The organism is Streptomyces sp. NPDC029159 (genome assembly GCF_055564055.1).
Map to the genome: position 1 here is coordinate 1 of NZ_JBVHWT010000022.1, position 25,992 is coordinate 25,992.

Annotated in this window: 23 protein-coding genes and 2 pseudogenes; 11 read left to right on the plus strand and 14 right to left on the minus strand. The window is 75.1% G+C overall.

The features are described 5' to 3' along the window. From ACZ4U4_RS29435 to ACZ4U4_RS29445, 3 genes and pseudogenes are all read right to left on the minus strand, one after another. Positions 1 to 344, minus strand: a pseudogene (locus ACZ4U4_RS29435) (hypothetical protein); the annotation flags it as partial. Between the two features lie 176 nt (positions 345 to 520). Continuing rightward, entirely contained in the window at positions 521 to 970 is a 450-nt protein-coding gene (locus ACZ4U4_RS29440; protein ID WP_467880544.1) for a hypothetical protein, read from the minus strand. Positions 971 to 1,094: 124 nt separating this feature from the next. Continuing rightward, positions 1,095 to 2,072: a class I SAM-dependent methyltransferase gene (locus ACZ4U4_RS29445; RefSeq protein ID WP_467880546.1), complete on the minus strand. Its 978-nt coding sequence runs from the start codon at positions 2,070 to 2,072 to the stop codon at positions 1,095 to 1,097. A gap of 164 nt (positions 2,073 to 2,236) precedes the next feature. On the opposite strand from ACZ4U4_RS29445, the gene ACZ4U4_RS29450 reads away from it, so the two are divergent. Further along, entirely contained in the window at positions 2,237 to 3,286 is a 1,050-nt protein-coding gene (locus ACZ4U4_RS29450) for a DUF1266 domain-containing protein (RefSeq protein ID WP_467880549.1), read from the plus strand. A 192-nt stretch (positions 3,287 to 3,478) separates the two neighbouring features. Here ACZ4U4_RS29450 and ACZ4U4_RS29455 read toward each other — a convergent pair whose 3' ends face one another. Further along, entirely contained in the window at positions 3,479 to 4,327 is an 849-nt protein-coding gene (locus ACZ4U4_RS29455; RefSeq protein ID WP_467880553.1) for a helix-turn-helix transcriptional regulator, read from the minus strand. Between the two features lie 163 nt (positions 4,328 to 4,490). Between ACZ4U4_RS29455 and ACZ4U4_RS29460 the strand changes: the two are divergent. The 4 genes and pseudogenes from ACZ4U4_RS29460 (at position 4,491) to ACZ4U4_RS29475 (ending at position 9,185) form a co-directional block, all read left to right on the plus strand. Continuing rightward, a pseudogene (locus ACZ4U4_RS29460) lies at positions 4,491 to 6,007 on the plus strand (MFS transporter). Between the two features lie 294 nt (positions 6,008 to 6,301). Then, a complete protein-coding gene (locus tag ACZ4U4_RS29465; RefSeq protein WP_467880556.1) occupies positions 6,302 to 7,162 on the plus strand; it encodes an endo alpha-1,4 polygalactosaminidase in 861 nt (286 codons plus the stop codon). Positions 7,163 to 7,478: 316 nt separating this feature from the next. Next, on the plus strand, positions 7,479 to 7,997 hold the full coding sequence (locus ACZ4U4_RS29470) for a DUF6286 domain-containing protein (RefSeq protein ID WP_467880559.1): 519 nt from the start codon (positions 7,479 to 7,481) through the stop codon (positions 7,995 to 7,997). Between the two features lie 117 nt (positions 7,998 to 8,114). Further along, positions 8,115 to 9,185: a YihY/virulence factor BrkB family protein gene (locus ACZ4U4_RS29475; protein WP_467880561.1), complete on the plus strand. Its 1,071-nt coding sequence runs from the start codon at positions 8,115 to 8,117 to the stop codon at positions 9,183 to 9,185. Between the two features lie 22 nt (positions 9,186 to 9,207). Here the strand turns inward: ACZ4U4_RS29475 and ACZ4U4_RS29480 are convergent, their stop codons facing one another. The 4 genes from ACZ4U4_RS29480 to ACZ4U4_RS29495 all read right to left on the minus strand — a co-directional run bounded on the left by ACZ4U4_RS29480 (position 9,208) and on the right by ACZ4U4_RS29495 (position 14,241). Further along, positions 9,208 to 9,516, minus strand: a complete 309-nt coding sequence (locus ACZ4U4_RS29480) for a 4a-hydroxytetrahydrobiopterin dehydratase (RefSeq protein ID WP_467880564.1) — start codon at positions 9,514 to 9,516, stop codon at positions 9,208 to 9,210. A gap of 133 nt (positions 9,517 to 9,649) precedes the next feature. Continuing rightward, positions 9,650 to 11,065, minus strand: coding sequence for an amino acid permease (locus tag ACZ4U4_RS29485; RefSeq protein ID WP_467880566.1), 1,416 nt, complete (start codon positions 11,063 to 11,065; stop codon positions 9,650 to 9,652). A 301-nt stretch (positions 11,066 to 11,366) separates the two neighbouring features. Then, positions 11,367 to 12,032, minus strand: a complete 666-nt coding sequence (locus ACZ4U4_RS29490; protein WP_467880568.1) for a hypothetical protein — start codon at positions 12,030 to 12,032, stop codon at positions 11,367 to 11,369. 145 nt (positions 12,033 to 12,177) lie between these two features. Then, entirely contained in the window at positions 12,178 to 14,241 is a 2,064-nt protein-coding gene (locus tag ACZ4U4_RS29495) for a phage holin family protein (RefSeq protein ID WP_467880571.1), read from the minus strand. Between the two features lie 234 nt (positions 14,242 to 14,475). On the opposite strand from ACZ4U4_RS29495, the gene ACZ4U4_RS29500 reads away from it, so the two are divergent. Next, positions 14,476 to 15,267, plus strand: a complete 792-nt coding sequence (locus ACZ4U4_RS29500; protein WP_467880573.1) for an MBL fold metallo-hydrolase — start codon at positions 14,476 to 14,478, stop codon at positions 15,265 to 15,267. Then, positions 15,264 to 15,899 carry a DedA family protein gene (locus ACZ4U4_RS29505; protein WP_467880576.1) on the plus strand — a complete coding sequence of 212 codons (636 nt, stop codon included), beginning with the start codon at positions 15,264 to 15,266 and terminating at the stop codon, positions 15,897 to 15,899. The genes ACZ4U4_RS29500 and ACZ4U4_RS29505 overlap by 4 nt, the downstream gene beginning before the upstream one ends. A gap of 7 nt (positions 15,900 to 15,906) precedes the next feature. On the opposite strand, the gene ACZ4U4_RS29510 is transcribed toward ACZ4U4_RS29505, so the two are convergent. The 3 genes from ACZ4U4_RS29510 to ACZ4U4_RS29520 form a co-directional block, all read right to left on the minus strand. Continuing rightward, complete coding sequence (locus tag ACZ4U4_RS29510) at positions 15,907 to 17,010, minus strand: MBL fold metallo-hydrolase (protein ID WP_467880579.1); 1,104 nt, start codon at positions 17,008 to 17,010, stop codon at positions 15,907 to 15,909. A 152-nt stretch (positions 17,011 to 17,162) separates the two neighbouring features. Continuing rightward, the gene (locus ACZ4U4_RS29515; RefSeq protein WP_467880637.1) at positions 17,163 to 18,368 is read right to left on the minus strand and encodes an aminotransferase class I/II-fold pyridoxal phosphate-dependent enzyme; all 1,206 of its coding nucleotides are present in this window, start codon (positions 18,366 to 18,368) and stop codon (positions 17,163 to 17,165) included. Positions 18,369 to 18,656: 288 nt separating this feature from the next. Further along, complete coding sequence (locus ACZ4U4_RS29520) at positions 18,657 to 19,097, minus strand: GNAT family N-acetyltransferase (RefSeq protein WP_467880581.1); 441 nt, start codon at positions 19,095 to 19,097, stop codon at positions 18,657 to 18,659. A 205-nt stretch (positions 19,098 to 19,302) separates the two neighbouring features. On the opposite strand from ACZ4U4_RS29520, the gene ACZ4U4_RS29525 reads away from it, so the two are divergent. From ACZ4U4_RS29525 to ACZ4U4_RS29535, 3 genes are all read left to right on the plus strand, one after another. Continuing rightward, the gene (locus tag ACZ4U4_RS29525) at positions 19,303 to 20,787 is read left to right on the plus strand and encodes a phosphatase PAP2 family protein (RefSeq protein ID WP_467880583.1); all 1,485 of its coding nucleotides are present in this window, start codon (positions 19,303 to 19,305) and stop codon (positions 20,785 to 20,787) included. Between the two features lie 150 nt (positions 20,788 to 20,937). Next, positions 20,938 to 21,753 carry a methyltransferase domain-containing protein gene (locus ACZ4U4_RS29530; RefSeq protein WP_467880586.1) on the plus strand — a complete coding sequence of 272 codons (816 nt, stop codon included), beginning with the start codon at positions 20,938 to 20,940 and terminating at the stop codon, positions 21,751 to 21,753. Positions 21,754 to 21,853: 100 nt separating this feature from the next. Then, entirely contained in the window at positions 21,854 to 22,204 is a 351-nt protein-coding gene (locus tag ACZ4U4_RS29535; RefSeq protein ID WP_467880589.1) for a VOC family protein, read from the plus strand. Positions 22,205 to 22,399: 195 nt separating this feature from the next. Here the strand turns inward: ACZ4U4_RS29535 and ACZ4U4_RS29540 are convergent, their stop codons facing one another. Next, complete coding sequence (locus ACZ4U4_RS29540) at positions 22,400 to 23,323, minus strand: NADP-dependent oxidoreductase (RefSeq protein WP_467880591.1); 924 nt, start codon at positions 23,321 to 23,323, stop codon at positions 22,400 to 22,402. 243 nt (positions 23,324 to 23,566) lie between these two features. Here ACZ4U4_RS29540 and ACZ4U4_RS29545 point away from each other — a divergent pair, with 243 nt between their 5' ends. Next, positions 23,567 to 23,902 carry a DUF6204 family protein gene (locus ACZ4U4_RS29545; protein WP_467880594.1) on the plus strand — a complete coding sequence of 112 codons (336 nt, stop codon included), beginning with the start codon at positions 23,567 to 23,569 and terminating at the stop codon, positions 23,900 to 23,902. 44 nt (positions 23,903 to 23,946) lie between these two features. On the opposite strand, the gene ACZ4U4_RS29550 is transcribed toward ACZ4U4_RS29545, so the two are convergent. Both ACZ4U4_RS29550 and ACZ4U4_RS29555 read right to left on the minus strand, forming a co-directional pair. After that, positions 23,947 to 24,498: a GNAT family N-acetyltransferase gene (locus ACZ4U4_RS29550; RefSeq protein ID WP_467880596.1), complete on the minus strand. Its 552-nt coding sequence runs from the start codon at positions 24,496 to 24,498 to the stop codon at positions 23,947 to 23,949. A gap of 62 nt (positions 24,499 to 24,560) precedes the next feature. Then, positions 24,561 to 25,970, minus strand: a complete 1,410-nt coding sequence (locus tag ACZ4U4_RS29555) for a CoA transferase (protein ID WP_467880598.1) — start codon at positions 25,968 to 25,970, stop codon at positions 24,561 to 24,563. Positions 25,971 to 25,992 lie beyond the last annotated feature (22 nt).

Genomic DNA, 25,992 nt, shown 5'->3' on the forward strand with positions numbered 1-25,992 from the left:
GGTGCGTAGCAGACCATGGCGCCCAGCACGCTGATCATGACGGCGGTGAGGGCGGCGACGACGGCGCTGATCCGCCGGGCCCCGCGGCGCAGCCGCCGGGGCGGGCCCGCGGTGGCGGGGCCGGGTCGGGTGAGGGACGTGGTCGCAAGGGGACGTTCACGCGCGGCACGTGGGGCCGGGCCGCCCGGGGCCCGCGGGGCGGCGCCCGCGTATGCGCCGGGCGCGGGCGGGCGTACGGCGGGCGGGCGGTGGCCCCGCGCAGCGGCCGGCGGGACGGCGGCCGGGCGGCCCGCCGGGTCCTTCGGCCGGGCGCACGGCGGGGCCACCCGGCCGCGCGCGGTCACTGGCGCGTGCTGACGTCACGCCCGGTCCAACGAACAAACCGGCCAGTCGTACATGCTGCATTCGAGTGATGCGGAAGCACCCGGATTCGCGAACGGGTTCGGCCGGTCGGCCCAGTCTTCCGTGTCGCGCGCCCGCCGTCCGGCAGCAGGGCCGACGGGGGCGGGCGCCGGGCGGTTCAGCGGCGGCAGCGGCGGCGCCTGCGGCAGCAGCCCCAGCGTGCGCCGGAGCTGAGCAGGCCCAGGCCGATGCCGAGCATCCAGGTGTCCTTGGCGAGCGGGATGCCGTTCTGGGTGGGGCGCAGGCTGCCGGGCTCGCGCATCCCGGGGGTGCGGAGGTAGAGGCCGACGAGCCCGGCGGAGAACCCGGTCAGCGCGACGCCGGCGAGGCGGCTCGGGACCACCGGGGCGAGCAGGGCGCTGCCGACGGCCACCTCCGACCAGGCCAGCAGCCGGACGAAGACATGGGGTTCGAGCTTGTCCAGGAACGGGTACGCGGTGCAGGCCATGCCGTGGATTCCGGCGGCGGTCTCGTCGTCGGCCTTCAGTTTGCCCAGGCCGGAGTTGAGGATGAACGCGCCGGTGGCAAGGCGCGGGGCGACGTCACGTGGTTCGGGCGCCAGATGCATCGGAGCCTCCCTGGATCGGGTCCTCGGCCCCCCGACCGAGCTTAGCCAGGGGGTGCCGGGGCTGCCATGTCACCGGCGCCGGACCGCGTTCCCGCAGGCCGGGCGGGGCGTTCCGGTCCGGTGGCTACCGGGCGCGGGCCGCGTGCACGGTCTGGGCGGTGAGCAGGAAGACGTCGGGGCGGCGGGCGAGCCCGGCCGGGTCGTCCACGTCGAGGAGGCGGGTGACGGCGGCGAGGTCGTCGGGGGCCAGCTCGTCGCCGAACGCCTCGACGGCGCGGGTCAGCCCGGCGGCGACGTACGCGCGGCCGTCGGCGGAGAGCGGGGCGGGCAGGTCGACGAGGAAGGTGCGGCTGTGCGGGGTGTCCAGGCCCGCGTCGGTGAGGAAGGCGGGCCAGTCCTCGACGGTGTCCTCGGCGCCGGGCAGCGCGGCCCGCATCCGCGCGAACCATTCCTCGTTCGCCGCGTCCAGCCGTGCCTGGAGGCCGGGGCGGCCCAGCCCGATGTCACGGGGCAGGCAGCGCTGCGGCAGACCGCCCTCGGAGAGGGCCAGTACGCCGCCGGGGCGCAGCCGGCGGGCGAGCGTGGCGACGGCGCGCCGCTGGTCGCCGACGTGGTGCAGGGTCCGGCTGGACCAGATGAGATCGGCGTCGCCGACCGGCCCGGTGGGGTGGCCGCCGCCGTCCGGGGCCGCGTCGCCGTCCAGTCCGTCGGGGAGTTCGGCGCGGTGGGTGGTGACGCGGTCGGCGAGGCCGAGGGCGGCGGCGCGGGCGCGGGCGCGGTCCAGCAGCGCGGGCGTGGGGTCGACCGCGACGACCTCCGCCTCGGGGAAGGCGCGGGCCAGCAGGCAGGTGGCGACGCCGGGGCCGCTGCCGACGTCCAGGATGCGGCGTACGGGGGCGGCGGTCCGGCCGTCCTGCGGGGTGAGGAGGGTACGCAGCCAGGCGGCGGCCTGCTCGAAGACGGCGGAGTGCAGTTCGGCGCCGCTCTCCAGGAGCGGGCCCATCACCTCCCAGTCCATGTCGGCGTCGCCGTGGTGGTGTCCGGGGGCGTGCGCGCCGTGGCCGTGCGCGGGGGTGTGCGGGCGGGCGTCGTCGTGGGTCATGGGGTGAGCCTGGACCGCTCCCCGCCGGGGAGCAAGCTTCGTTGCCGGTTCGGCAACGCCGTGAGCGGCCGTTCGGGCGCCGTGCCGCCGGGGCCGTAGGTCACCGGGCCGGAGGAGATGCCCTGGTGACGGCGGGTCGGGGCGGGCGCCGTAGGGTCGGGCGGATGGGTACTCCGGTGTGGATGCCGCCGACGGACACCGAGCGGCGGCTGTGTGAGGCGACGGCGCGGGGCGACGCGGCGGGGCAGGTCGCGGCCCTGGCGGGCGAGGATCTCTATCTGGTGGCACCGCAGCCGGGTCAGGACCCGCTGCCGGTCTACGACGACCCGGTGGCCGGCGGGAAGTGCCTGCCGGTGCTGACGCGGGGGATGCTGCCGCCCTGGCAGCCGCAGCAGTTCTTCGACCGGGTCTCGGTCGAGGAGCTGGCGCAGGACTGGCCGAACGACAAGTGGCGGCTGGCGGTCAACCCGGGGACGCCGTCGGCCGCGTATCTCCTGGCGACGCCCGCGCACCGGGCGTCCTGGCTCCAGGCGCGCGCCCACTTCGGCGTACGCCCCGGCGGGCTGCTGACCACGCTCGCGACGGGCCCGCTGCACGGCCCGTCGGCGCAGGGGCTGGCGTGCGGGGCGCCGCTGGCGGTGCACCACAGCGTGCCGTGGAACGAACTGGGCACCGTCTTCCTCGACCACGCCTCGGACGCGCAGACGCTACGCGAGCAATGGTCGGTGACGGATCCGGCGTCCTGGCAGGAGCGGTTGGAGCAGCTGCTCGGCGGCGGTTTCCTGCCCGCGCAGACCGAGGCGGCGCTCCGCGCCCGCCGGACCGGCGACGCCGCGGAGCAGGGCGCGGCCGAGGTGCCGGAACTGGTGACGCGGTACGAGGAGCGGTTCCGTACGGACGGGTTGCTGCCGCCGGACGGGCGCGTGGGGTCGCTGCTGGCGCTGGATCTCGCCCATGCGGTCAGCCTCGTCCGCCAGGGTCTGGGCGCGCGGCTGTGCGCCCCGCCGCAGGCCGAGCAGGCGGTGCAGCGGGCGGGCGCGCTGGCCCGGGAGGCGTACGACTCCTGGGAGGGGTACGCGGCCGGGTACGCGCTGGGCCGGATGCTCGCCTTCGACAACGGCTGGTTCGGCGCCCCGTACGCGGAGGCGCTGCATGTGCACCGGGTACTCACCCAGGATCCGGCGTCGCCGTGGCGGGGGTTGGCGTTCGCCTGAGGCCGGGTGCGGCGGGGCTCCGGGGCGCGGCGGCTGGGACGGGGTGGGCTCGGGCGGTGATGGCGCGGGGGCGGCCTGCCTGCCGCTCCCGGCGACGGGGCCGAGGCTGACCTCTCTCACTCCTGCGTCGGGCCGTCATCCTCGTGCCGGGCGAGCATCTCGGTGAGTGTGGCCCGCATCCTCTCCCGCAGCTCAGGCGGCCCCACCACCGGCGGCGCCCACGCCCAACAGCAGCAGCTTCGGGAGAGCCTGTTCATAGGACTCGATGGGGATGACCACCCGCGTCCAGCCGTCTGCGTCGGGCGCCGCCGCCGACTCCTCGGCAGCTCGGGCCGCCGAAGCGTCCAGTACCTGTTCGATGCCCGCGAGAGTCTCGGGCGACAGGCGGAGCACCGCCTGGTCACGGTGTCGGCGCGCGTCGAAGGACGTCAGGTACTCGCGCCAGTGCGCCGCCAGATCGAATCCGGCAGGCCAGGTGAACGTCTCTGCCAGGGGCTCCAGTTCAGTGATCCGGGACACCCGGTAGGTCCGCACGCCGTGCGCGGACCCGGCCACCAGGTACCAGCGGCCGGCCTTGAGGACCACTCCGTAGGAGTCCACGGTCCTGATCACTTCGTGCGGAGTGGCCCAGCGTTCGTACCGGATCCGCACCCGCTGCTGGTTCCACACCGCGCTTGCCACCGCGGACAGCCAGGGCGTCTCCTCGGAGTCCTGGTACCAGGCGGGGATATCGATGTGGATCCGCTGCCGGGACCGTTCGGCGCGCTCGCGCATCTCGGGTGGCAGAGCGGCGGTCAGCTTCAGTTGCGTCTCGGCGGCCACGGCCCCGAGCCCGAGGTCGGCTGCAGCCCCGGGCAGGCCGGTCAGGAACAGGGCTCTGGCCTCGTCGGCGGTGAGCCCGGTGAGGCGTGTCCGGTAACCGTCGAGCAGGTGGTATCCGCCGTCCGGGCCGGCCTCGCCGTACAGAGGGATGCCGGAGGCGACGAGCGACTCCATGTCCCGGTAGACGGTGCGGACCGACACCTCGAGGGTCTCTGCCACTTCCCGCGCGGTCATCCGGCCGCGTGTCTGAAGGAGTAACAGGATGCTCACCAACCGACTAGCCCGCATGAAGGAGAAGTATGCGGGTCACTGACAGGAGATGTCAGTGACCCGGATCTAGCCTCGGGGCCGTTCACTCGACCCGAGGACGGAAGACCCTGACATGACCAGTCCGCAGACTGCCGACCGTGCAGCCGACCGCACGTCCTGGGCGCCCTTGGCCGTCGTCCTGATCGGCGGCTTCATCGCCTTTCTGGACTTCTTCATCGCCAACGTCGCCATCCCTTCGATCCAGAGCGACCTGGAGGCCGGCGCACCTGAGACACAGCTCGTCATGGTGGGTTACGGCGCGGCCCTGTGCGTAGGGCTCATCACCGGCGGTCGGATGGGTGACCTCTTCGGTCCTCGTCGGATGTTCGTGGTCGGCCTTGCGTTCTTCACCGCCGCATCGACGGCCTGTGGCTTCGCACCGGCGTCTGGTTCCTGATCGTCGCCCGTGTCGTCCAGGGCCTCTCCTCGGCGATGCTGACCCCGCAGGTGCTCGCCGTCGTGAGCCACCTCTACACCGGTAAGGCGCGGGGCCGTGCCTTCCGCGCCTACGGATTGATGCTGGGTCTGTCCGGGCTGTGCGGGCAGCTCATCGGCGGCATGCTGATCGCCCTCGATGTCGCCGGGCTCGGCTGGCGAACCGTCTTCCTGATCAACATCCCGATCGGCCTGGTGATCCTGGCCCTGACGCCGCGGATCGTCCCCCGCATCCGCACCGGGACCGGCGCCAAGCTGGACCTGCCGGGTGCCGCCCTGGCCACGGTGAGCCTGGCCGCGGTGGTGCTGCCGTTGTTGGAGGGCAGGGAACAGGGCTGGCCGCTGTGGGCGTGGCTGTCACTGATCGCGGCTGTGCCGTTGTCCGTCCTGTTCGTTGCGCACCAGCGGCGGCGGGCCGCGCGCAACGCGGCGCCGCTGATCGCCCCGGAGCTCTTCCGCGGGCGGGGATTCACCGTCGGCGTCACCGCGTACTTCGTGTACTTCATGTCGATGGGTTCTTTCTTCCTGCTGTTCGCGCTCTACACGCAGGAAGGCAGAGGCTGGGCCCCGCTCCCCTCGGGGCTGCTCTTCACCACGATGAGCGCCGGCTTCTTCGGTTCGTCGTTTCTCGCGGGGAAGCTCGCCGCACGCATCGGCAACCAGGTCATCGCCCTGGGCGCCGGGCTGGTCGCCGTCGGCTACGGGACGGTCGGACTGATCATCGCGCACATCGGCACGGCCGGCGCGGCCGGCTGGACAGCGCCCGGACTGCTGGTCGCGGGCTTCGGCATGGGCCTGGTGGCTGCGCCGCTGCCCGCCGCGGCCCTGGCCGGCATCGACGCGAAGCACGCCTCCTCGGCCTCCGGTGTGCTGTCCACGGCGATGGAGGGTGGCGCGGCGCTCGGCGTATCGCTCGTCGGCGTCGTCTTCTTCGGCGCACTCGGCGACTCGCCCGCGCCGGACAACTACCCCAAGGCGTTCTACCTCGGCATCGCGGTCATCGTGGTGTTCCCGGTCATCGTCACCCTGCTTGTCCAGGCCCTGCCCAAGCCGGCCTCGGCCGTCGCAGGCGAGCGCCAGGGGCAGAGGGAGGAAGCCGGCGCGGTGAAGCAGCCGGTGCGTGAGACCGACCGGCAAGACGCATCCGGACGCTGACCCGGACAACCGATCCTTCGGACCTGCAGAATCACCGACTCGCGCCGTGTTCATCCGTTCCACGAACGGGCCGACCTGGCCCCCGAACTCGCCGAAACCACCATGGTCCCCGCACACCCCGGTAGAAACCCGGGACCCGTCCCAGCTGCGGTCTCCGCTGAACAGGCAAGGGGTGCGCGACGGGTGGGCATGCCCGGTGCGTACGCTGCCGGTTGTCCCCCGAGCGCGCAGACCGCGCGCGCTCCCGGCCGGCCGGCCGGTCCCGGGGTGAACCGACCGAAAGCTGATGCCGTCGTGCGCCGCCTGTTCCGCCGATCCGCGCCCCTGCTCGCCCTGTTGTGCGCGGTGGCCGCCGTCCCCGGCTGCTCCCCCACCGCCGACGGCCCGTCCGACGCCCGGCCCCCGGCCGCGTCCTCCGCGCCCGGAAAGGTGCGGCTGCCGCCCGCCGGTGCCGTCTTCGACTACCAGTTGGGCGGCGCGTACCCGCCGCGGGACGACGTACGGGTGGTCTCCCGCGACCGCACCGCGAAGCCGGCGGCGGGCCGCTACTCCGTCTGTTACGTCAACGCGTTCCAGACCCAGCCCGGCGGGGCGGTCGGCTGGTGGCGGCGCCACCACCCGGAGCTGCTGCTGCACGAGAAGGGCGGCGACGGCCCGTTGGTGATCGACGAGGACTGGGACGAACCGCTGCTGGACGTGTCCACGCCCGCGAAGCGCACGGCCGCCGCCGAGGTCGTGGGCGGCTGGATCGACGGCTGCGCCACGGCGGGCTTCGACGCCGTGGAGGCCGACAACCTCGACTCGTACGAGCGCTCCGGCGGGCGGCTCGACGCGGACGACGCGGCGGCGTTCGCCCGGCTGCTGGCGCAGCGGGCCCATGCGCGGGGGCTGGCCTTCGCGCAGAAGAACACCGCCGATCTGCTGAGCGAGCGGTCCCGGATCGGCTTCGACTTCGCGGTGACCGAGGAGTGCGCCCGCTATCAGGAGTGCGACCGCTATCTTTCCGCCTACGACGGCCGGGTCCTCGACATCGAGTACCGCACCCGGGACTTCACCTCCGGCTGCCGCCGCTGGGGCGACCACCTCTCCCTCACCCTGCGCGATCGCGAGGTGCGGCCCGAGGGGGAGCACGGTTACGTGTACCGGCACTGCTGACGGCTGCCCCTTGAGGGGGCAGGGGCTGCGCCCCCTAAGTCGTCGGGGTTCGGAGGCGCGGGGGCCGGTGGATGAGGTTGACTTCCCCAGAACAGTGGGCAGGCGAGAGGGGCAGGACGCGATGCCGGAAGTGTCCGGTGGGGCGGGCGGGACCGTGGCGTACGGGGCGGGTGCGGTCGCTGCGGCCGCGCGTATCGGCAGGGTCCCTGCCTGGTGCGCACCCGCCACGCGGCCCGGCCCGCAGTGGTGCGGAGCGGCCGTGGATCCGGAGCGGCACGCCCCGGACGGACCGGAAGCGGGAGCGAGGAGGACGGCGATGGAGCGCGCGGGACGCCGGTGGCGGGCGGTGCTGACGGCGGGGGCCGTGGTGCCGTGCTGTGCGGCGTTGACGGCGGCCGGGACCGGCCGGCCGTCGGGTCTGGCGGGGGTGCTCGCCGGACTGCTCGACGGGGCGGTGTCCGCGGTGCGGCTCACCGATGGCTGGCTGGTGGCGGGCGGCGCGGTGGTCGCGCTGCTGGGCCTGGCGATGGTGGCGCTGGCGCTGGTGCCGGGCCGGCTGCGGGAGGGCTCCGGGGCGCGGCTGCTGCCCGGGGCGGACGCCGCGCTCGACCGGCGCGGGTTCGGCGCCCTGCTGCGGGACGCCACCTTGCGGATGCCGGGCATCGCGCGGGCCCGGGTGCGGGTGCGGGGCCGTCGTGCCGTGGTCCGGGCGGTGCTGGTGTTCGGCGATCCGGCCGAGGCGCGGGCCGCGCTCACCGCGGAGCTGCGCGCCCTGCGCGACCGGCTGGGCCTGGTCCGCCCGCCGCGCCTGGTGATCCGGATCGCCCCCGCGTAGCGTCCGGCGCCGCCGACCGACGTACACCCCGATCAGGTGAGGACGGACAGAGATGGCCGGGAGTGGTATCCGCCGCGGGCCGTGCCGTGCGGCGCCGGGTCTGCGCGGGTGGTCCGGATGAGCGCCGCGGCCACCGCGCGCCACGGCCGGTTGCGGCGGGCGCTGCCGACGGCGCGCCAGTGGCGCACCGCGCTGCGCCGTACGCCGCTGTCGGTGTGGCACGACGATGTGACGGACTGGGCGGCGAGCCTGACGTACTACTCCGTGCTGGCGCTGCTGCCCTCGACGATCGTGACGGTGTCGCTGATCGGGCTGGCCGATCCGCCGGCCACCGAGCAGCTGATCAACCATCTGACGTCGCTGGCCCCGGCCGACTCCGGCCCCACGCTGCGGCGGGCGCTGGTGGGCATGGCGCATCAGCGGACGGCTGCCTGGATGGTGGTCGGCGGCGCGCTGGTCAGCGCGGTCTGGTCGTCGTGCAGCTATCTCGCGGTGTTCCGGCGGGCGCTGCACGCCATGCACCGTACGAAGGACGACCGGCCGCCGTGGCGCAAGGCGCCGCGCATCCTGGCCACCGCGCTGCTGCTGATCGCGCTGCTCATCAGCTCGGCGGTGGCGCTGCTGGTGAGCGGGCCGATCGCGACGGCGCTGGTGAGGACGCTGGGGTTGGGCGAGGCCGGTGAGGAGACCTGGAACCTCCTCCAGTGGCCGCTGCTGTTGCTGCTGGCCGTGGTGTGGGTGCTGGTCCTCTACCGCTCCGGCCCGCCGCCCTCGCGCGGGGTGCCGCACGCCGTGCCGGGCGGGGTGGTCGCGGTGCTGATGTGGCTGGTCTCGTCGGCGGCGTTCACCTTCTACGCGTCGTACGTCGGCACGTTCAACCGCCTCTACGGATCGCTGGCCGGGCCCGTGGTCTTCCTGATCTGGCTGTGGTTCTCCCACCTGTCGCTGCTCTCGGGCGCCCAGTTCAACGTGGAGCTGCGGCGGGCGGGGTGGCAGGGGGCGGACGGCGACGGTGCTTCCGGGGCGGGGCCGCCCGAGCCCGCGCCGGAGCCCGAGCCGGAGGGGCCCGAGCAGGAGGCGGGGCCGCAGCCGGATTCCGTGCCGGGGCCCGCCGCCGAACCGGCCCCGGTGCGGCCGGACGCCACGGTCCCGCGCCCCGGCCCCGGCCTCACCCGCTCCTCGGGCTGACGGCGGCGCCCGGCGTGGGCGCTCAGTCGGCGCCGTGTGCCGCGGCGACGGCTTCGATGCGGTGGGCCAGGCCGAAGTCGAGGGCGGTGATCCGGCCGCCGGCGCTGTGGGTGTTCACCGCGATCGCGAGCCGGTTGTAGCCGAGGGTCAGGTCGGCGTGGTGGCCCAGCTCCTCCTGGATCTGGGCGATGTGGATGACCATCGCGGCGGCCGGGAAGTGGCCCGCGAAGTGGTAGCCGCGGCGCAGCAGGCCCTCGGAGACCGACCAGCCCGGCAGCTCCCCGAGGCGTGTGGCGATGTCCTGGTCACTGAGCGGTTCCGGCTGGGGCATCCCGGTCCTCCTCGTCGTCTCCCGGCGCGGCCGCTCCGCCCCGGGCGGGCCGGTACGGGGCCCGTGCCCGTACCGGCCTCCAGCGTGGCATGCGGGCCCGGGCGGGCGCCCGGTGGCGGGGCCGGGCACCCGGTTACGGCGTGGGCGCGTCCCCGGAGTGCGCCGGTGCGGCCTCCGGGGTGTGCGGGGCGCGGCCCTTGCGCCGCGCGGCCATCCACGCGTAGACGAGGATCCCGGCGAAGAGGAACAGCACGCCCTGGTAGATCGCGGCGTATCCGGCGCCGGCGACGAGCCAGAAGGTGAAGCCGAAGGCGGCGAGCGCCATGGCCAGGTCGCGGGCGAAGCGGCCCGGGCGGACCCGGTCGCGTTCGCCGGTGAGCAGGAAGTAGATCTGGGCGCCGGCGGCGAGGAGGTAGGGGACGGTGGCCGAGAAGGTGGTGATGAGCACCAGGATCTCGAAGACGCCGCCGGAGCCCAGCAGGTAGTTGATCACCGTCAGGCCGCTGGCCAGCACCGCGGCGGCGAGCACGCCGAAGGTCGGCACCCCGCGCCGCTTGGCGAGGAAGGCGGCGGGGAAGAGGCCGTCCTGCGCGGCGGCGTACGGGGACTGTGCGCTCATCAGCGTCCAGCCGTTGAGGGCGCCGACGATCGAGATGACGGCGGCGGCGGCGATGAGGGTGCCGCCCCAGTGGCCGCCGAACATCGCGTTGACCGCGTCCGAGAACGGCGCCTTGGAGTGGATCAGCTTGTCGTGGGAGACGGTGCCGAAGACGGCGACGGTGCCCAGGAGGTAGACGAGGGCGGCGCCGAGGGTGCCGAGGACCGTGGCGCGGCCGACGTTGCGCCCCGGGTCACGGACCTCGCCCGCGCTCATCGCCGCGGACTCCACGCCGACGTAGCTGTAGAGCAGGATCGCGGCGGCGGCCGAGAGCCCGCCGAGGGTGCCGGTGTTTCCTTCGGTGAACGAGCCGAGGTTGTCCGGGTCGAAGAAGAACAGTCCGACGACCGCGATGAACAGCAGCGGGACGAACTTCAAGACCGTGGAGACCAGCTGCACGGCGCCGACGTAGCGGGTCCCGGCGAGGTTGGAGAGGGCCGGGAGCCACAGGGCGGCCAGCGCGACGATCAGGTCGGTGCCGCGCCCCGCGTGACCGGGCAGCAGGACGTGGACGTAGCCGACGGCGGCGACCGCGAGGGCCGCATTGCTGACCCAGGTGAGCGTCCAGTACGACCAGGCCGACAGGAACCCGGCGAAGTCGCCGAACGCCTCCCGGGCGTAGACGTAGGGCCCGCCGGTGTCCGGATGGCGGCGGGCCAGCTTGCCGAAGACCAGGGCGAGGGCCAGGGCGCCGAGGGTGAGGACACCGAAGGCGACGAGGCTGACGGTGCCGTATGGGGCGACGGACGCGGGGAGCAGGAAGATGCCACCGCCGATGATGTTGCCCATCACCAGGCAGGTGGCGGTGGCGAGACCGAAGCGGCGGACCGGCGCGGGTGCGTCGGTGGCCGCACCCGTCCCGGGGTGCCGCTCGTCGGGGCTGGGGTGCATGGAGTGGGTGTCTCTCGTCGTGCGGGGTGTCCGGTGTGCCGGACTGGTGCACATCGTCACCGGTTCGGGGCACGGCGCAAAATCGCCGCGAATGCTCCCGTCAACCGTTCGCCGGGACGGAGGATCTACGGCCCGGCGGGCGGCGCACGGAAATCCCGTAACCCCCTCCGAATGGGTGTCTTCGCTGGTCGGGGGCGCGTGGGGCCGTCGGCGTAAGCAAATTCCGGGCAGTGGCTCGGCGCCATGGCCAATCCGGCGCGCCCGGCCGAAGGCGCGGGCGCGGCCACCGCCCTCGAACCGATCAGACCGCCAACGCTCGCAGCAGCGGGCCGTCCGGATCGATCTCTTGCCAGCAGGAGGGGCACACGCTCGCCCCGTCGAAGCGCGCCTTCCTGAGAACGCTCTGCACCTTGCGCACTTCCTGACGTCCACGAGCCGTCAACAGGGCATCCAAACCCGCTCCCAGCCGCTTCAGGTGACGTTCCCGCTCTCTCGTTCGCTCCTGTTCCAGCCCCGTGCGCCACCACAGCACCTCCGACACGTCAAATGTCGTCCGGTAGTTCGCATTGAGCATCGAGACGACCTTGCTCAGGTCCACCCGCACCGTCTCGCCGTGCAGCCCGTCGAAGAAAGCCGCCACGACTTCTTCCCGCGACGGTGGACGGTACGGGGAAGCGTCCACGGCGTACAAGGGATATCCGGTTTTCACGATGTGCCTGTACAGCCAGGATTCCTCCGGCGTCATGCGGAGTTCCAGGCCCGCCGAGCGGCTGGCCGATGTGCGCACCGTCTGCACCGAGCTCATACGCCTCGCGCACTGCTGCGTATTGCGTTCATCGCCCCAACGCCCATAGACCCGCTCCGTCAGGGCCTCCCACGTCATCCAGACCGGAAACGGCTCACACGTGCGCGCCTTCTCCAGTACGTCGTGAATCTTGAGTGCGACCGGTGCTTTTCTGTTGACCACGCAGCGAAGGTAGCCAGAAGACCGACCCCGCAGCTTTCCGAATTAACTCAATCGAGCGAAATCAACGCGATGATGAAACATTCGCAACCGCGTCACACTTATTGACGCCTCACACGGCCCCTACAGCCCATCGAGCGCCTTCGCCTCACGCCTCCCCGGCCACCCGGACGCCCCCGTCGGCCGGGACCGCGGCCGGGTGGGTCTGCGCCGCCTCGCGCAGCCAGCGGCGCAGGACGTGGTGGACCTCGGCGGCGCCGGTCAGGGGCGGGGCACCGGCCGGGACCGGGGGTGAGAGGTCGGCGGGGGCCAGCAGGAACGGGCGGCTCTGGTCGCCGCCGAGGCCGCCGTGGGAGCCGATCTGTTCCTCGAAGGCGTGCACCTCTCCGGTGGCCGGATCGTAGGCGGAGTTGACCATGATGTCGGCGACGTGCGGGAAGCCGTCGGTGCGGCGCACCGCGTCGGCGGCGCCCGGGCCGAACGGCGCGAGCGGGTCGGCGCCGATGATCCGGCCGGTGTCGAGGTGGTGCTCCGCGCCCGCGGCACCGAGGACCACCGCACCGTGCTCCGCGGAGCGGACCAGCAGGAAGCCGATGCCGGGGTGGTTGGCGAGGGTGCCGAGCAGCGCCGGGTTGCGGCGGTCCAGCTCCTCGCGGGTGACGCGGCCGGGCATGTCCGGGAACGACACCAGGCCGAGGTTGCCGGAGGCCAGCACCACCGGCTGGGAGGTGGTGTGGCCGTCGGTGTCCTCGGGCCGCCCCAGCGCCACCCGCGCGGACTCCCGCGCCTCGGCGCCGCTGGGGGTACGCCGCACCCGGCGCGGCACCGGCAGCCCGCACCCGGCGCGTACGAGGTCGCCGAGGCTCAGTCCGTAGCGCTCCAGGAAGGTCTCGCCGGGGCTCTGGCCGTGGTCGGAGAGGAGCACGATGCGGTACGGGCGCGGGGCGTGCCGGGCGGCCTTGGCGATCAGGGCGACGGCCCGGTCGAGGCTGCGCAGCACCTGGTGGGTGTCGCGGTGGCGGGGGCCCGAGTGGTGGGCGACCTCGTCGTAGGCGACCAGGTCGGCGTAGACGGCGGTGCGCCCGGCGAGGAGGTCGCCGACGATCGCGGCGACCACCACATCGCGTTCGACGACGGTGGCGAAGGCCCGCAGGACGGGGTAGAGGCCGCCGCGCCCCACCCGCGGGGTCTCGCGGCGCACACGGCTGCGGAGCGCCTGGCCGCTCTCGCGGAAGAGTTCGGCGACGAAGGAGACGGCGGTGCGGGTGGCGTTGGCCGGGTCGGAGAAGTAGGCGAAGTATCCGGCGCGGGAGCGGGTGTCGCGGCCGCGGCGGGCGGCGACCGACATGACGAGGGCGACCTGGTCGGCGCCGCCGCTGAAGAGGTTGCCGCGGCTGGCGCCGTCGTCGGCGAGCAGCCCGGGGTGGCCGGTGCGGGCCTGCGCGCGGCGCTGGAGTTCGGCGGCGGACGTGGGCCGGTTGCTGACGAGGGTGTGCCCGGTCTCCTTCTCGTACCAGCGGAAGGCGGGCAGATCGTGGTTGGTGCCGTGCAGGATGCCGAGCTGGCTGGCGCCGGTCTGGCTGGACCAGTCGGTGTGCCAGGGCGTCAGGCGGTGGCCGTCCGCGCGCCAGCGGGCCACCGTCGGCATCAGCGGCCGCTCGCCCTCGGTCGCGTCGCGGAGCAGGTCGTGGCCGACGCCGTCGAGCTGGAGGAAGAGGGTGCCGGGGGTGCGGGGTGCGGCGGCCCCGGCGCGGCGGGCGCGGCGTCCGGCGAGCCGCACCAGCCGTCTGCGGTACGCCTCGTCGTTGCGGACGGCGAGGAAGGCGGAGGTGGCCGAGGAGGCCGCGGACATCACGGCGGCGACGATCACCGCGGTCTCGGGGGCGACCTGGCCGCGCCCCTCGGGGAGCAGGCCGAGGGCGACGAGCAGCAGCGAACCGTTGAGGAAGAAGACCAGCAGGCCCAGGACGAGGGCGGGGACCAGCAGGAACGCGCGGACCAGCAGCGGCCAGACCAGCGCGCCGAGGAGGCCGAAGGCGCCGGCGCCGAGGACGGCGGTCAGCGCGGTGCGGGTGAGGCTGTCGCCGCCGGGCGACTGGAGCCGGAAGTCCGGCAGCACCACGGCGAGCGCCAGCAGGGTGAGGCTGGACACGGCCCAGACGGCGAGCACGCGCAGCACGGCGCCGCCGAAGGATCTCCACCGCCCGGTCACGGTCTCCCTCTCGCTCCTGATCCGCTCCCGGGCCGGCGGCACGGGCGTCCGTTCCAGCGTGTCATATACGCGTCGGTCCCCGGCCTTGGCCCCGTAATGGGCGGGAAGGGATGGATGTACCGGTATCTGCCGTGTTGGCCCCGAGGACCGCGGCGGCCCGGGGATGAGGCAGGATCGACGGGCGGCGCACGGGAGACGGCCCGGCGCCGGGAGTCGGGAGTCGGGAGGTCCGCGGTGGCGGTGGAGATCACCTGGTGGGGGCATGCCACCGCGACGATCGAGGATTCCGGGGTGCGGGTGCTCACCGATCCGCTCTTCGTCCGCCGCCTGGCGCATCTGCGGCGGCGCCGCGGCGCCCTGCCGCCGCCCGAGGCGGCCCGCGCCGATCTCGTCGTCGTCTCCCATCTCCACGCCGACCACCTCCACCCCGCCTCCCTCGCCCGCCTCGCGCCCGGCACCCGTGTGGTGGTGCCCCGGGGCGCGCCCGCCGCGGTCCCGGCCCTGCGCCGGGTCGCGCTCGCGCGCGAGCTGCGACTGACGGAGGTGGCGCCCGGCGACACGGTCGCGGCGGACCCCGCGGGCGCGGTCACCGTCACCGCGGTCCCGGCCGCCCACGACGGACGGCGGCTGCCGTACGGGCCGCACCGTGTGCCCGCCCTCGGCTATGTCGTACGGGGCGCGGCGCGGACGTACTTCGCGGGCGACACCGGGTGGTACGACGCGATGGCGGAGACGGTCGGGGCGTGTGAGGTGGCGTTGTTGCCGGTCGGCGGGTGGGGGCCGTTCCTGGGGAGCGGGCATCTGGATGCGCGGCGCGCGGCCCGGGCGGCGGCGCAGCTGGGCCCGGTGTGCGCGGTGCCGGTGCACTACGGCACGTACTGGCCGATCGGTCTCGACGCGGTGCGGCCGCACGAGTTCCATGCGCCGGGCCAGGAGTTCGAGCGGCAGGCCGCGCTGCTGGCGCCCGGGGTGCGGGTCTACCGGCCCGCGCACGGTGAACGGGTCCGGCCGGTGGTCGCGCGATGACGCCCGTGGCGGTGCTGGCGGCCACGGTGCCGCCGGAGTCGACGCAGCAGGCGGTGGGCTATCCGTCGCTCTTCCTGCTGGTGGTGCTGGGGTCGCTGGTGCCGGTGGTGCCGACGGGCGCGGTGGTCAGCTCGGCGGCGGTGGTCGCCTTCCACCACAGCTCCCCCTTCGCCCTGCTCGGCGTCTTCGTGGTGGCGTCGGCCGCGGCGTTCCTCGGCGATCTGGGCCTCTACCGGCTGGGCGCCCGCGGGCTGCGCGCCGGGAGCGGTTCGCGGTGGCCGGAGCGGCTGCGCGACCGGGCGGCGCCCGAGCGGCTGACCCGGGCGCAGGAGCAGCTGCGGACGCACGGGGTGCTGGTGCTGACGGTGTCGCGGCTGGTGCCGGCCGGACGGATCCCGGTGATGCTGGCGTGCCTGCTGTCCCGGATGCCGCTGCGCACCTTCGCCCGCGGCGATGCGCCCGCCTGCCTGGCCTGGACGGCGACGTACCAGCTCATCGGCCTGGCGGGCGGTTCGCTGTTCGGCGGTCCGTGGCAGGGCGTGGCGGCGGCGGTGGCGCTGACGGTGCTGGTCGGTGCGGTCCCGGCGCTGTGGCGGCGGGTGCGGGCCCGGGAGCCGCGCAGCCAGAGCTGAGGCGGCGTCAGCCCTCGGGCAGGACGCGGGAGGCGCCGACCGGCAGGTCCCAGAGGTCCTCGCGGGGCCGCCCGGTGGCCTGCCAGGCGGCGCGGACCCGGTGCAGCGGCTCCATCGGCGGCTCGGCGGAGAGCAGGAACGTCGACCAGTGCATGGGGGCCAGCGCCCGCGCGCCGAGATCCTGGCAGGCGCGGACCGCCTCCTCGGGGTCGGTGTGCACCGGCCGGAGCATCCACCGCGGGTCGTACGCACCGATCGGCAGCAGCGCCACGTCGATGCCCGGGTAGCGGCGGCCGATCTCCTCGAACCAGTGGCCGTAGCCGGTGTCCCCGGCGAAGTACACCCGGCGGCCGTCGGGCGCGGTGAGCAGCCAGCCGCCCCACAGGGTGCGGCAGGTGTCGAGGAGGGTGCGCTTGCTCCAGTGGTGCGCGGGGACGAAGTCGATGCGGACGGGGCCACCGGGTGCGGGCAGTTCGACCGCCTCCCACCAGTCCAGCTCGGTGACGGCGGTGAAGCCGCGGCGCCGGGCCCAGGGCGCGAGGCCCGCCGGGAGCAGCAGCGGGGTGGTGCGCGGCAGCCGCTTGAGGGTGGGGGCGTCGAGGTGGTCGTAGTGGTTGTGGCTGATGACCACCGCGTCGATCGGCGGCAGATCCTCCCAGCGGACGCCGACGGGTGTGACCCGGGCGGGCGTGCCGAGGATCTTGCGGGACCAGACCGGGTCGGTGAGCACCGTCAGCCCGCCGATGCGGACGATCCAGCTGGCGTGCCCGGCCCAGGTGACGGCGGTGGTGGCGGGCCCGGCGGCCGGCAGCGGTCCCGGTGCGAACGGCAGGTCCTGGATCTGCGCCAGCGTCTTCGGTACGGGCCGCAGCTTGCCCTCCCGCGCGATCCGGGCCAGCGCCCGGACGCCGGGCAGCGGTGCGGTCAGCCGATCGGTGAAGTCCCGCGGCCAGGTGCGGCGTTCGCCCGGCGGCCGGGGTGCGGTGAGCGGCGGGGCGTCCGGGCGGACGGGCGCGGCGGGGCGCCGGACGGCGGGCCGGGCCACCACGGACGGCCCCGGGGGCGCGGGGTGCGGGGAGGCGGGGACGGAGCGCTCGGTCTGTTCGGTCATCGCGGGGCTCCCTTTCGAGGGGTGGATACGACGCGGCCGGAACGGGTGCGGGGAGGCGGGGAGGCCGGAACGGGTGCGGGGAGGAGGGACGGCCGGATCGGAGGCGAAGGGGCGGGGCGGTACGGGACGCGGGGGCGGGGCCGGGCGGGTCGTCAGCCGCCGGTGGTCAGGACGGTCAGGGCGTGGTCGAGCCGCGCCAGTGACGCGGCGACCGGGGCGGTGCGCAGCGGGTCGGGGGCGGCCAGGACGGGGCGGCGGGCGTCCCGGTCGGGGCCGAGGAGCGCCTCGGTGCTCAGGCGGACGCGGAGCGCACCCGGGTCGTCGCCGAAGCGGTGCCCGCCGCACGCCGCCCACGGCGCCAGCTCCCGCTCCAGCGCCGCCGCGCCGGTGACCCCGGCGGCGGCCAGCGGGTGGCGGAGCGGTTCGAGGTCGGCGTAGAGGTGGTTGCCGGAGCGCGGCGGACGGCAGAGCGCACCGGCGGCGGTGAGGGTGCGGTAGAGGGCGGCGGCGAGGGTGCCGTGCAGCCGGGCGGCGGCCGCGGTACGGGCGCGGACGGCGGCCGGTTCGCCGAGTGCGTACCCGGTGGCGTCGGCGAGCGGTCCGGGCAGCGGGGTGGCCGCGGCGGTCAGCGCGCCCAGGGCGGCGGCGTGCAGTGCGGCGCCGCGCTCCCCCTCGGGGAAGCGCGCGACCCCGACCGGCCAGGACGCGGGCAGCAGGGTGGCCCGCAGATCGCTCAGCACCACGACGTCCGCGGGCAGCATCTCGGCGGGGCTGAGCACCACGGTGTCATGCGGATCGTGCAGCAGATCGCGCCGCGTCTCGTCGCTGACCACCCACATCCCCTCCCCCACGGCCGCCTCGCAGACCTCGTGCAGCTGCTCGGGCGGCGGGCAGGTCCCGGTCGGGTCGTCGGCGACGGACAGCACCAGCATCCCGGGCTCCGTCCCCTCCATCCGCGCCCGCCGCACGGTCTCCAGGAAGGCGAACGGGTCCGGCGCCCCGCCCGATTCGGCCGGTACCGGCGCCAGGTGCACGGCCCGGCCGAGCAGCCGGGCGGGCGGCGCGTACCAGGCGGCGCAGGGCCGGGGCAGCACCACCGCGCCGCCCACCGCCGCGTACAGCGCGAGCAGCAGGGCGGGCGCGCCGGGGCCGACGAGCAGCCGGTCGGGGCCGGTGGCCGGACCGCGGCGCCCGGCGTACCCGGCGGCGGCGGTCCGCAGCTCCGGGGAGCCGCCGGACGGCTCCGGTCCGGCGCGTCCGGCCGCGGCGGCGAGGCGGTCGGCGAGTTCGGGGAGCACCGGGAGGCCGGACGGCTCCGGGGCGGGCTCCGGCCGCGGATCCGGGGCGGTCCGCTGCATCCGTACCTCCACAGTGCACACGACGGGACGGTGGGCCGCCGACGGCCGGGCGCGGCGTCGGCGGTGCGCCGAGCGGACGTCGGCCGCGTGGGTCGTTCGTGGGCCCATCACATGAATCACGCCCGGCCCACCTTGGCAGATCCCGCGCCCCACACACCCCCGACACGTCAACGGAGCCCGTGCCACGCCCGCCCGGCCGGATCCGACACCGCCGTCGTCATCCGAATGGGGCAGTGGAGGGGCGGGGTACGAGGCGGGGCGCGGCGGTCCGCGGCCGGCCCGCTCCCCTCAGCCGTTCACTCCCGCCACGTAACGGTGGATCACCACCCGCTCCCCCGGCCGCCACTCCTGTTCCTCGGTGGCGGTGCGGGTCCAGCCCTGGCGTTCGTACAGGGCGACGGCCGCGTGGTCGGTGGCCTTGACCTCCAGGACCGGTGGGCGGCCGTGGGCGAGTGCCGCGTCGTGGGCGGTACGCAGCAGCAGGCCGCCGACGCCGTGGCCGCGGGCGGCGGGGTGGACGTAGAGGCGGCTGATCTCCGGGCCGCACAGGGCGGCGTGACCGACGATCACGCCGGACTCCTCGGCCACCCAGGCGGCGGTGAGGCCGTCCGGGGTGAGCCAGTCCGCGGGATCGGTGGGCCAGTGGTGGGGGTAGCCGCTGCGGTGGTGCACCTCGGCCAGCACCGCCGCACAGGCATCGAGATCGGCGGGGGTACGGTGTCGGATCATCCGGGAAGAAAAGCACACCGGGGCCCGGCAGGCGCCCCGTTTTCCGGCGACCGTTCGCGGCCGGGAGCCCTCGGCTCCGCGGTACGCCCGGGCGCGCCGGGCCGCCCCGCCCCACTTGCCGGACGGCAGCCCCGCCCCGCCACGGTGGCGCCCGTTCCGGCGACCTCCTCGTATCGCACCCCGCGTCCGGGGTACAAGGGGCCGCATGCGCTCTTTCCTGTCCCGTGTGGACCGACGGCTCTTCGACACCATCGCCACCCGCGAGTGGCCTGGCGCGCAGCGGGTGCTGCCGCGGCTGACCCGCGGCGCGGACCACGGACTGCTCTGGCTGGGGCTCGCGGCCGGTGCGGCGGCGCTCGGCGGCCGGCCCGCCCGCCGGGCCGCCGTCCGTGGCGTCGCCTCCCTCGCCGTGGCGTCCGCGACCGTCAACACCCTGGGCAAACGCTCCGTACGGCGGGCCCGCCCGCTGCTGGAGACGGTGCCCGTCATACGCCAACTGCGGCGCCAGCCCTTCACCTCGTCGTTCCCGTCCGGGCATGCGGCGTCCGCAGTCGCCTTCGCCACCGGCGTCGCGTTCGAGAACAAGTGGTGGGGGCTGACGCTGGCGCCGCTCGCCGCGTCCGTGGCCTTCTCCCGCGTCTACACCGGCGTCCACTACCCGGGCGACGTGCTGGCGGGCGCCGCGCTCGGTGCCGGGGCCGCCTTCGCGGTGCGCGGCCTCGCCCCGACCCGCGCCCAACTGGCGCCACCGGCCCGGCCACGCGCCGACGCGCCCGCGCTGCCCGGCGGCCGCGGGCTGTTCGTGGTGGCGAACCAGGGATCGGGGCAGCGCGGCGAGACCCGTCCGGACCGGGCGCCGGAGGTGCACGGGGTGCTGCCCCGCGCCACGGTCGTCACCTGCGGCGGGACGGACGCCCCCGATCTGGACAAGGCGCTGGAGGAGGCGGCGGAGAGCGCCAAGCGGTGCGGTGGCGCGCTGGGGGTGCTCGGCGGCGACGGCACCGTCAACGCGGCGGCCGCCGTCGCGGTCCGGCACGGGCTGCCGCTGGCGGTGCTGCCCGGCGGCACCCACAACCACTTCGCCTACGACCTGGGCGTCGAGACGCTCGGCGAGGCCGCGCGCGCCGTGGAGGACGGCGAGGCGGTCGCCGTCGACCTGGCACGCTTCCACGCCGCACCGCACCGCGAGGGGCAGTACTTCCTCAACACCTTCTCGATCGGCGCCTATCCGGAGCTGGTCCGGCTGCGGGAGCGCTGGGCGGGCCGGATCGGCGCCTGGCCCGCGGGGGTGCTCGCCGCCTGGCATGTGCTGCGCACCGCGCAGCCGGTGTCCGCCGAGATCAACGGCCGCCGGATGGAGCTGTGGATGCTCTTCGCCGGCAACTGCGCCTACCGCGGCCTGGGGCTGACGCCCGTACGGCGCCACGACCTGGCCGACGGGGTCCTGGACGTGCGGGTGGTGCGGGCCGGCCGGCTGGCCCGCACCCGGCTGCTGGTGGCAGCCCTGACCGGCACCCCGCGCTCCTCCCCCGTCCTCAAGGAGGCGCGGCTGCGCAGCCTGCGGATCGGCGGCCTGCCGGAGGGCACGGACCTCGCGTACGACGGTGAAGTCACCGCCACGCCAGGCACGTTGACGCTGACGAAGGAGAACGAGGTGCTGACGGTCTACCGCCTGCTGCCCGCATCCTGAGATGCCACTCTCGTGATACGAGATGGCGGCGTACGGTGGGTCCACCACGCCACGAGGGCGTCCGTGTCGCCGCGGCGCGGGCGCCCCGGGGGCATCCGGGGCGGTCCGCGGCAGCGCGGAGCCGCCGCCCGACGCCGCGAAGGAGACCGCATGCCGCAGGAGACCGCCGTCTACACCCACGGCCACCACGAGTCCGTCCTCCGCTCGCACACCTGGCGCACCGCCGCCAACTCCGCCGCCTATCTGCTGGATTCGCTCCGCCCGCACATGGAGGTTCTGGACATCGGCTGCGGTCCCGGCACCATCACGGCCGATCTGGCCGCGCTGGTGCCGGACGGGCAGGTCACCGCCCTCGACCAGGCACCCGGCATCCTGGAGCAGGCCCGCGCCACCGCCGAGAGCCGGGGCCTGACCAATGTCCGCTTCGCGGTCGGCGACGTCCATGCGCTGGACTACCCGGACGACACCTTCTGCGTGACCCACGCCCACCAGGTGCTCCAGCACGTCGGCGACCCCGTCCAGGCGCTGCGGGAGATGCGCCGGGTGACCAGGCCCGGCGGCCTCGTCGCCGTACGCGACGCGGACTACGCGGCGATGACGTGGTACCCGGAGGTCCCCGGCATGGACGCCTGGCTGGACCTCTACGAGCGGGTGACACGCGCCAACGGCGGCGAGCCGGACGCCGGTCGGCGTCTGCACGCCTGGGCACGGCAGGCGGGCTTCGCCCCGGAGGCGGTCACCACGACCGCCGGTACCTGGTGCTACCGCACCCCCGAGGAGCGCGCCTGGTGGAGCGGGCTCTGGGCGGACCGCACGGTCTCCTCGGGCTACGCGGAGCTGGCGGTGGACGGCGGCCATGCCACCCCGCAGGAGCTGACGGAGATCGCGGCGGCCTGGCGGGCGTGGGGCGCCGCGGAGGACGCCTGGTTCGCGGTGCTGCACGGCGAACTCCTCTGCCGGGTCTGACGCCCCGGGGCGCGTCGGCACGGGGCACCGCGCCCGCCCCGGCCGATCTCCCCCGTACGGCGATCGCGCACCGTCCACCTGCTCAACTACCCTGCCCCGTATGGACATTCTGGGGACCTCCTTGCGGGTGTGCGTCGGCGATCTGGACGCCGCCGTCGGTGTGTACGAGCGACTGACCGGGGCCGAGGCCGTGCGCTTCCAGCACGGCCCGGTCGCGGTCGCGGCGGTGGGCTGTTTCTTCCTCATGAGCGGGCCGGAGGCGGAGCTTTCGGTGCTGTCGAAGGTGACCGCCACGCTGGCCGTCAAGGACGTGGACGAGGCGGTGGCGGATCTGCGGGCGGTCGGCGCGGAGATCATCGCCGGCCCGCTGCCCACCCCGATCGGCCGCAACCTCATCGCCCGCCACCCGGACGGCTCGATCTTCGAATACGTCGACCGGCAGGGCGGCTGACGCACCGTCGACCCGACGGAAAGATGGGCCAAAGGACCAACGGACAGACGGACGGGCGGTGCGGCCCCGGCCCTCGCGCCGACGGCCGCGCCGCCCGCACCGCACCGCCCGCGCAAGGTCACCCGCACGGGGCCGGGCCACCGGCCCGCCCCGCCCGTACCCCGCTCCCCCTCGCCCCGCTCCCCTCACCTCACCTCACCCCATCTCCAGAACGATCTTTCCGCGGACATGACCGCCCTGGCTGAGGCGGAAGGCGTCGGCCGCCTCGGAGAGCGGGAAGGTGGCCGCGACCGGGACCGTCAGCCGGCCGGCGTCCGCCAGCGCCGCGAGGGCCGTGAGATCGGCACTGTCGGGCCGCACCCACACCATGTGCCCACCACGGGCGGTGACCTCGCCGTCGGCGATCGACGCCACCCGGGACCGGTCCTTGAGGACCTCCTGCGAGACGGCCACCACTCCGCCGCCGACGAAGTCCAGCGCCGCGTCCACACCGTCGGGCGCCAACTCCCGCACCCGCTCGGCGAGCCCGGAACCGTAGACCACCGGCTCGGCGCCCAGGGAGTGGAGGAAGGGGTGGTTGCGCTCGCCCGCGGTGCCGATGACGCGGGCGCCCTCCGCCACCGCGATCTGCACGGCGAGCGAGCCGACGCCGCCGGACGCCGCGTGGACCAGCACCGTCTCGCCGTGCCGCAGCCCGACCCGGCGGATCGACTGATACGCGGTCAGCCCGGCGAGCGGCAGCCCCGCCGCCTGCTGCCAGCTGAGCGCCACCGGACGCCGGGCGAGCGTGCGCACCGGCGCGGCGACCAACTCGGCGTAGGTGCCGTGCTGGACGGCGTCCTTGCGGACATAGCCGATGACCTCGTCACCGACCGCGAATTCGGTGGCGTCGGCGCCGGCGGCCACCACGACACCGGCCACGTCCCAGCCCGGGATCAGCGGGAAGTACACGTCCATCATCGGATCGAGCGCACCGGCGACGACCTTCCAGTCGACGGGATTGACCCCGGCGGCCCGCACACGGACGAGGACGGAGTCGGGGCCGACCTTGGGGTCGGGGCGGTCGGCGAGCGCGAGAACCTCGGGGCCGCCGTAACTGTTCGCAATGATTGCCTTCATGTCCGTCACAACGAGTAACCATCGGAGATGATTCCGTGTCCGGCTGATCTCTCCGGATGAATTTCCGGGGTGCGGCGGCGGACGGGGTGGCGGGGCCGGGCGTCCTCGGTGCGCCCGTGCCGCCGGGAAATTCGCGCGCGGCGGCGCCCCCGTCCGTCTACGCTGACCGCGCCTCCCGGCGGCGCCGGGACGGTGGGGATGCGGGGCGACGGGCGCCCCGCACGGAGCACGGAAGTCGGGCCGATGGCAGCGCAGCACACCTACCGAGTGATCGTCCGCGGCAACTGGGACCGCCTGTCGGAGGCGTCCCGCGCCACCCTCCTCGCGGAGGTGGCCGACCACGGGATGGCGCAGCTCCGGTTCACGCCCGAGGGGTCGCTGGTCTACGACACCGCGCTGGTGTCGTTCAGTTACCGGTACACCATCGTCTCGGACGCCGAGGACGGTGAGGAGATGGCCGCGGCGCTCGCCGAGGAGAAGGCGGAGGCGGCGCTGCGGGCGGCCGGGCACGGCTACCGCAATCTGCGTGCCAAGGCCACGGACATGGACACCATGAAGATCAACCGGAAGGGCCGCTGACGGTCCTCGGCCCCGCCACCCGGGGCCGGCGCCCTCCCGCCCCGTCAGGGCGCCTCGTCCTCCGGCACCATCTCGCTGGTGATCGCCCAGCGTTCGTGGTCGCGCCAGGCACCGTCGATGAAGAGGAAGTCCGGCGAGAACCCCTCCAGCCGGAAACCGGCCCGGCTCACCAGGGCGAGGGAACGCTCGTTGCCGGGCTGGATGTTGGCCTCCAGGCGGTGCAGTTCGAGGACGTCGAAGGCGTACCGCAGGACGAGCCGCAGGCCCTCGCCCATCAGGCCGCGTCCGGCGGCGTGTGCGAAGCCGCCGTAGCCGATCGCCCCGCAGCGGAAGGCGCCGTGGACGATGTTGTTGATCGTCAGGTATCCGGCGAGGCCGCCGCCGTCGCGTTCGCAGATCAAGAAGCCCTCGCGCAGCGGTTCGCGGAGCTTGGCGGTGTACCCGGCGTAGGCGGCGTCGTCGGCCGGCGGCTGCAACCACGGGTGGTGCAGCGCGGCGCTCTCCCGGGCCCGGGCGGTGAACTCCGCGCAGTCGTCCGGGGTGAAGTGACGGATGCCCACCCGGGGCCCCGTCGCGAGGTAGTGATCAGCGGTCATCGGCCGATCGTACGGAGCCGCGGGCGCGCCCGGCCAGGCCCTTTCGGACCGTGGCGCGGTGGTCAGCGCTCGCGCCACCGGGGCGCGTCCGTGCCGCACAGGCCGGGCGGGGTGGCCCAGTCCGTGGGCCCGCCGTCGAACGTGACGGGCGGGGCCGCGTACCGCAGCCGTCCGACCGGGCTGTCGGTGCTCCGCAGATGGTGTGCGGGGTCGTACGAGCCGTCGGCCGCGGGCCCGGGCGGGGTGCCCTCGGCCATGCCGTGCACCAGCCAGCGGGCGGTGCGGGCCAGGGACACCGTGGTGAGCTGGGCGTCGCCGCTCCCGGCCTGTTCGGTGAGGGAGCGCAGCACCGCCGCGGCGAGCAGATAGCCGGTGCCGTGGTCGAGCGCCTGGGCGGGCAGGGCGCCGGGCGTGCCGTCGGCGGCCGCCTCGACGAGGGCGATGCCGGTGGCCACCTGGACCACGCTGTCGAAGCCCCGGCGGCCGCCCCAGGGACCGTCCTCGCCCCAGGCGGAGAGGCGGGCGAGGACCAGTCCCGGACGGCGTTCGGCCAGCGCCTCGGGGGCGAGGCCGAAGCGGTCGAGGGAGCCGGGGCGGTAGCCGGTCACCACCACGTCCGCGGCGGACAGCAGCTCCTCGAAGACGGCCCGGTCGGTGCGGGAGCCCAGATCGAGGGAGGTGGAGCGCTTGCCGAACCCGGTGTCGTCGTGCGCGTCCTGGCTCTCCGGCAGCTGCGGGGCGTCGATCCGCAGCACATCGGCGCCGAGCAGCGCGAGCGTACGGGTGGCGACCGGACCGGCGATGACCCGGGTGAGGTCGAGGACGCGCAGCCCCGCGGCGGGCAGCAGCGGGTCGCCGGCGAGGGGCGGCAGGCGGCGCGGCGGGGCGCTCGCGCCGAGGCGCTGGCGGGTGACGAGCGGATGGGTGGCGACGGTGGCGCCCTGGCCGTGGACGGCCCACTCCTGGGGCGTGCGGGCGGCGACCGCCAGCCCGCCCGCCGCGTAGACCGTCTCCTGGACCTCATCGGCGCGCCGTCCGGCGAGTTCGGCGGCGACGTCGGCGGCGTCGGCGGTGGCGGGCAGGCCGAGGGCGTGCAACAGCCGTTCGCGGTGGTGCGGGTAGTTGGCGTGGGTGCGGACCCAGCCGTCGGCGGTGCGCCAGAAGCGGGAGAGCGGGGCGAAGGTGGACGCGGCGCGGCCGTCGATGCGCAGATGGCGTTCGCTGACGAAGGCGGTCGCCACCGCACCCTCGTCGACGCGGACGGCGGGGACGGGGCGCCCGGTGCGGTGCGCGGTGAGTTCGGCGGCGGCCAGCGCGCAGCAGGCGACCGTGGCGCGGGCCAGTTCCCGCACCGGCAGCCGGGCGGGCAGCAGCCCCGGTGGTCCGGTGTACCGGATACGGTCCGTCAGCTCCGGGGCGCCGCCGAGCGCCGCCCATGCCTGCGCGGTCTCCGCGCCGTGTCGTTGCCCCATGGGCGCAGTCTGGCACCGCGTA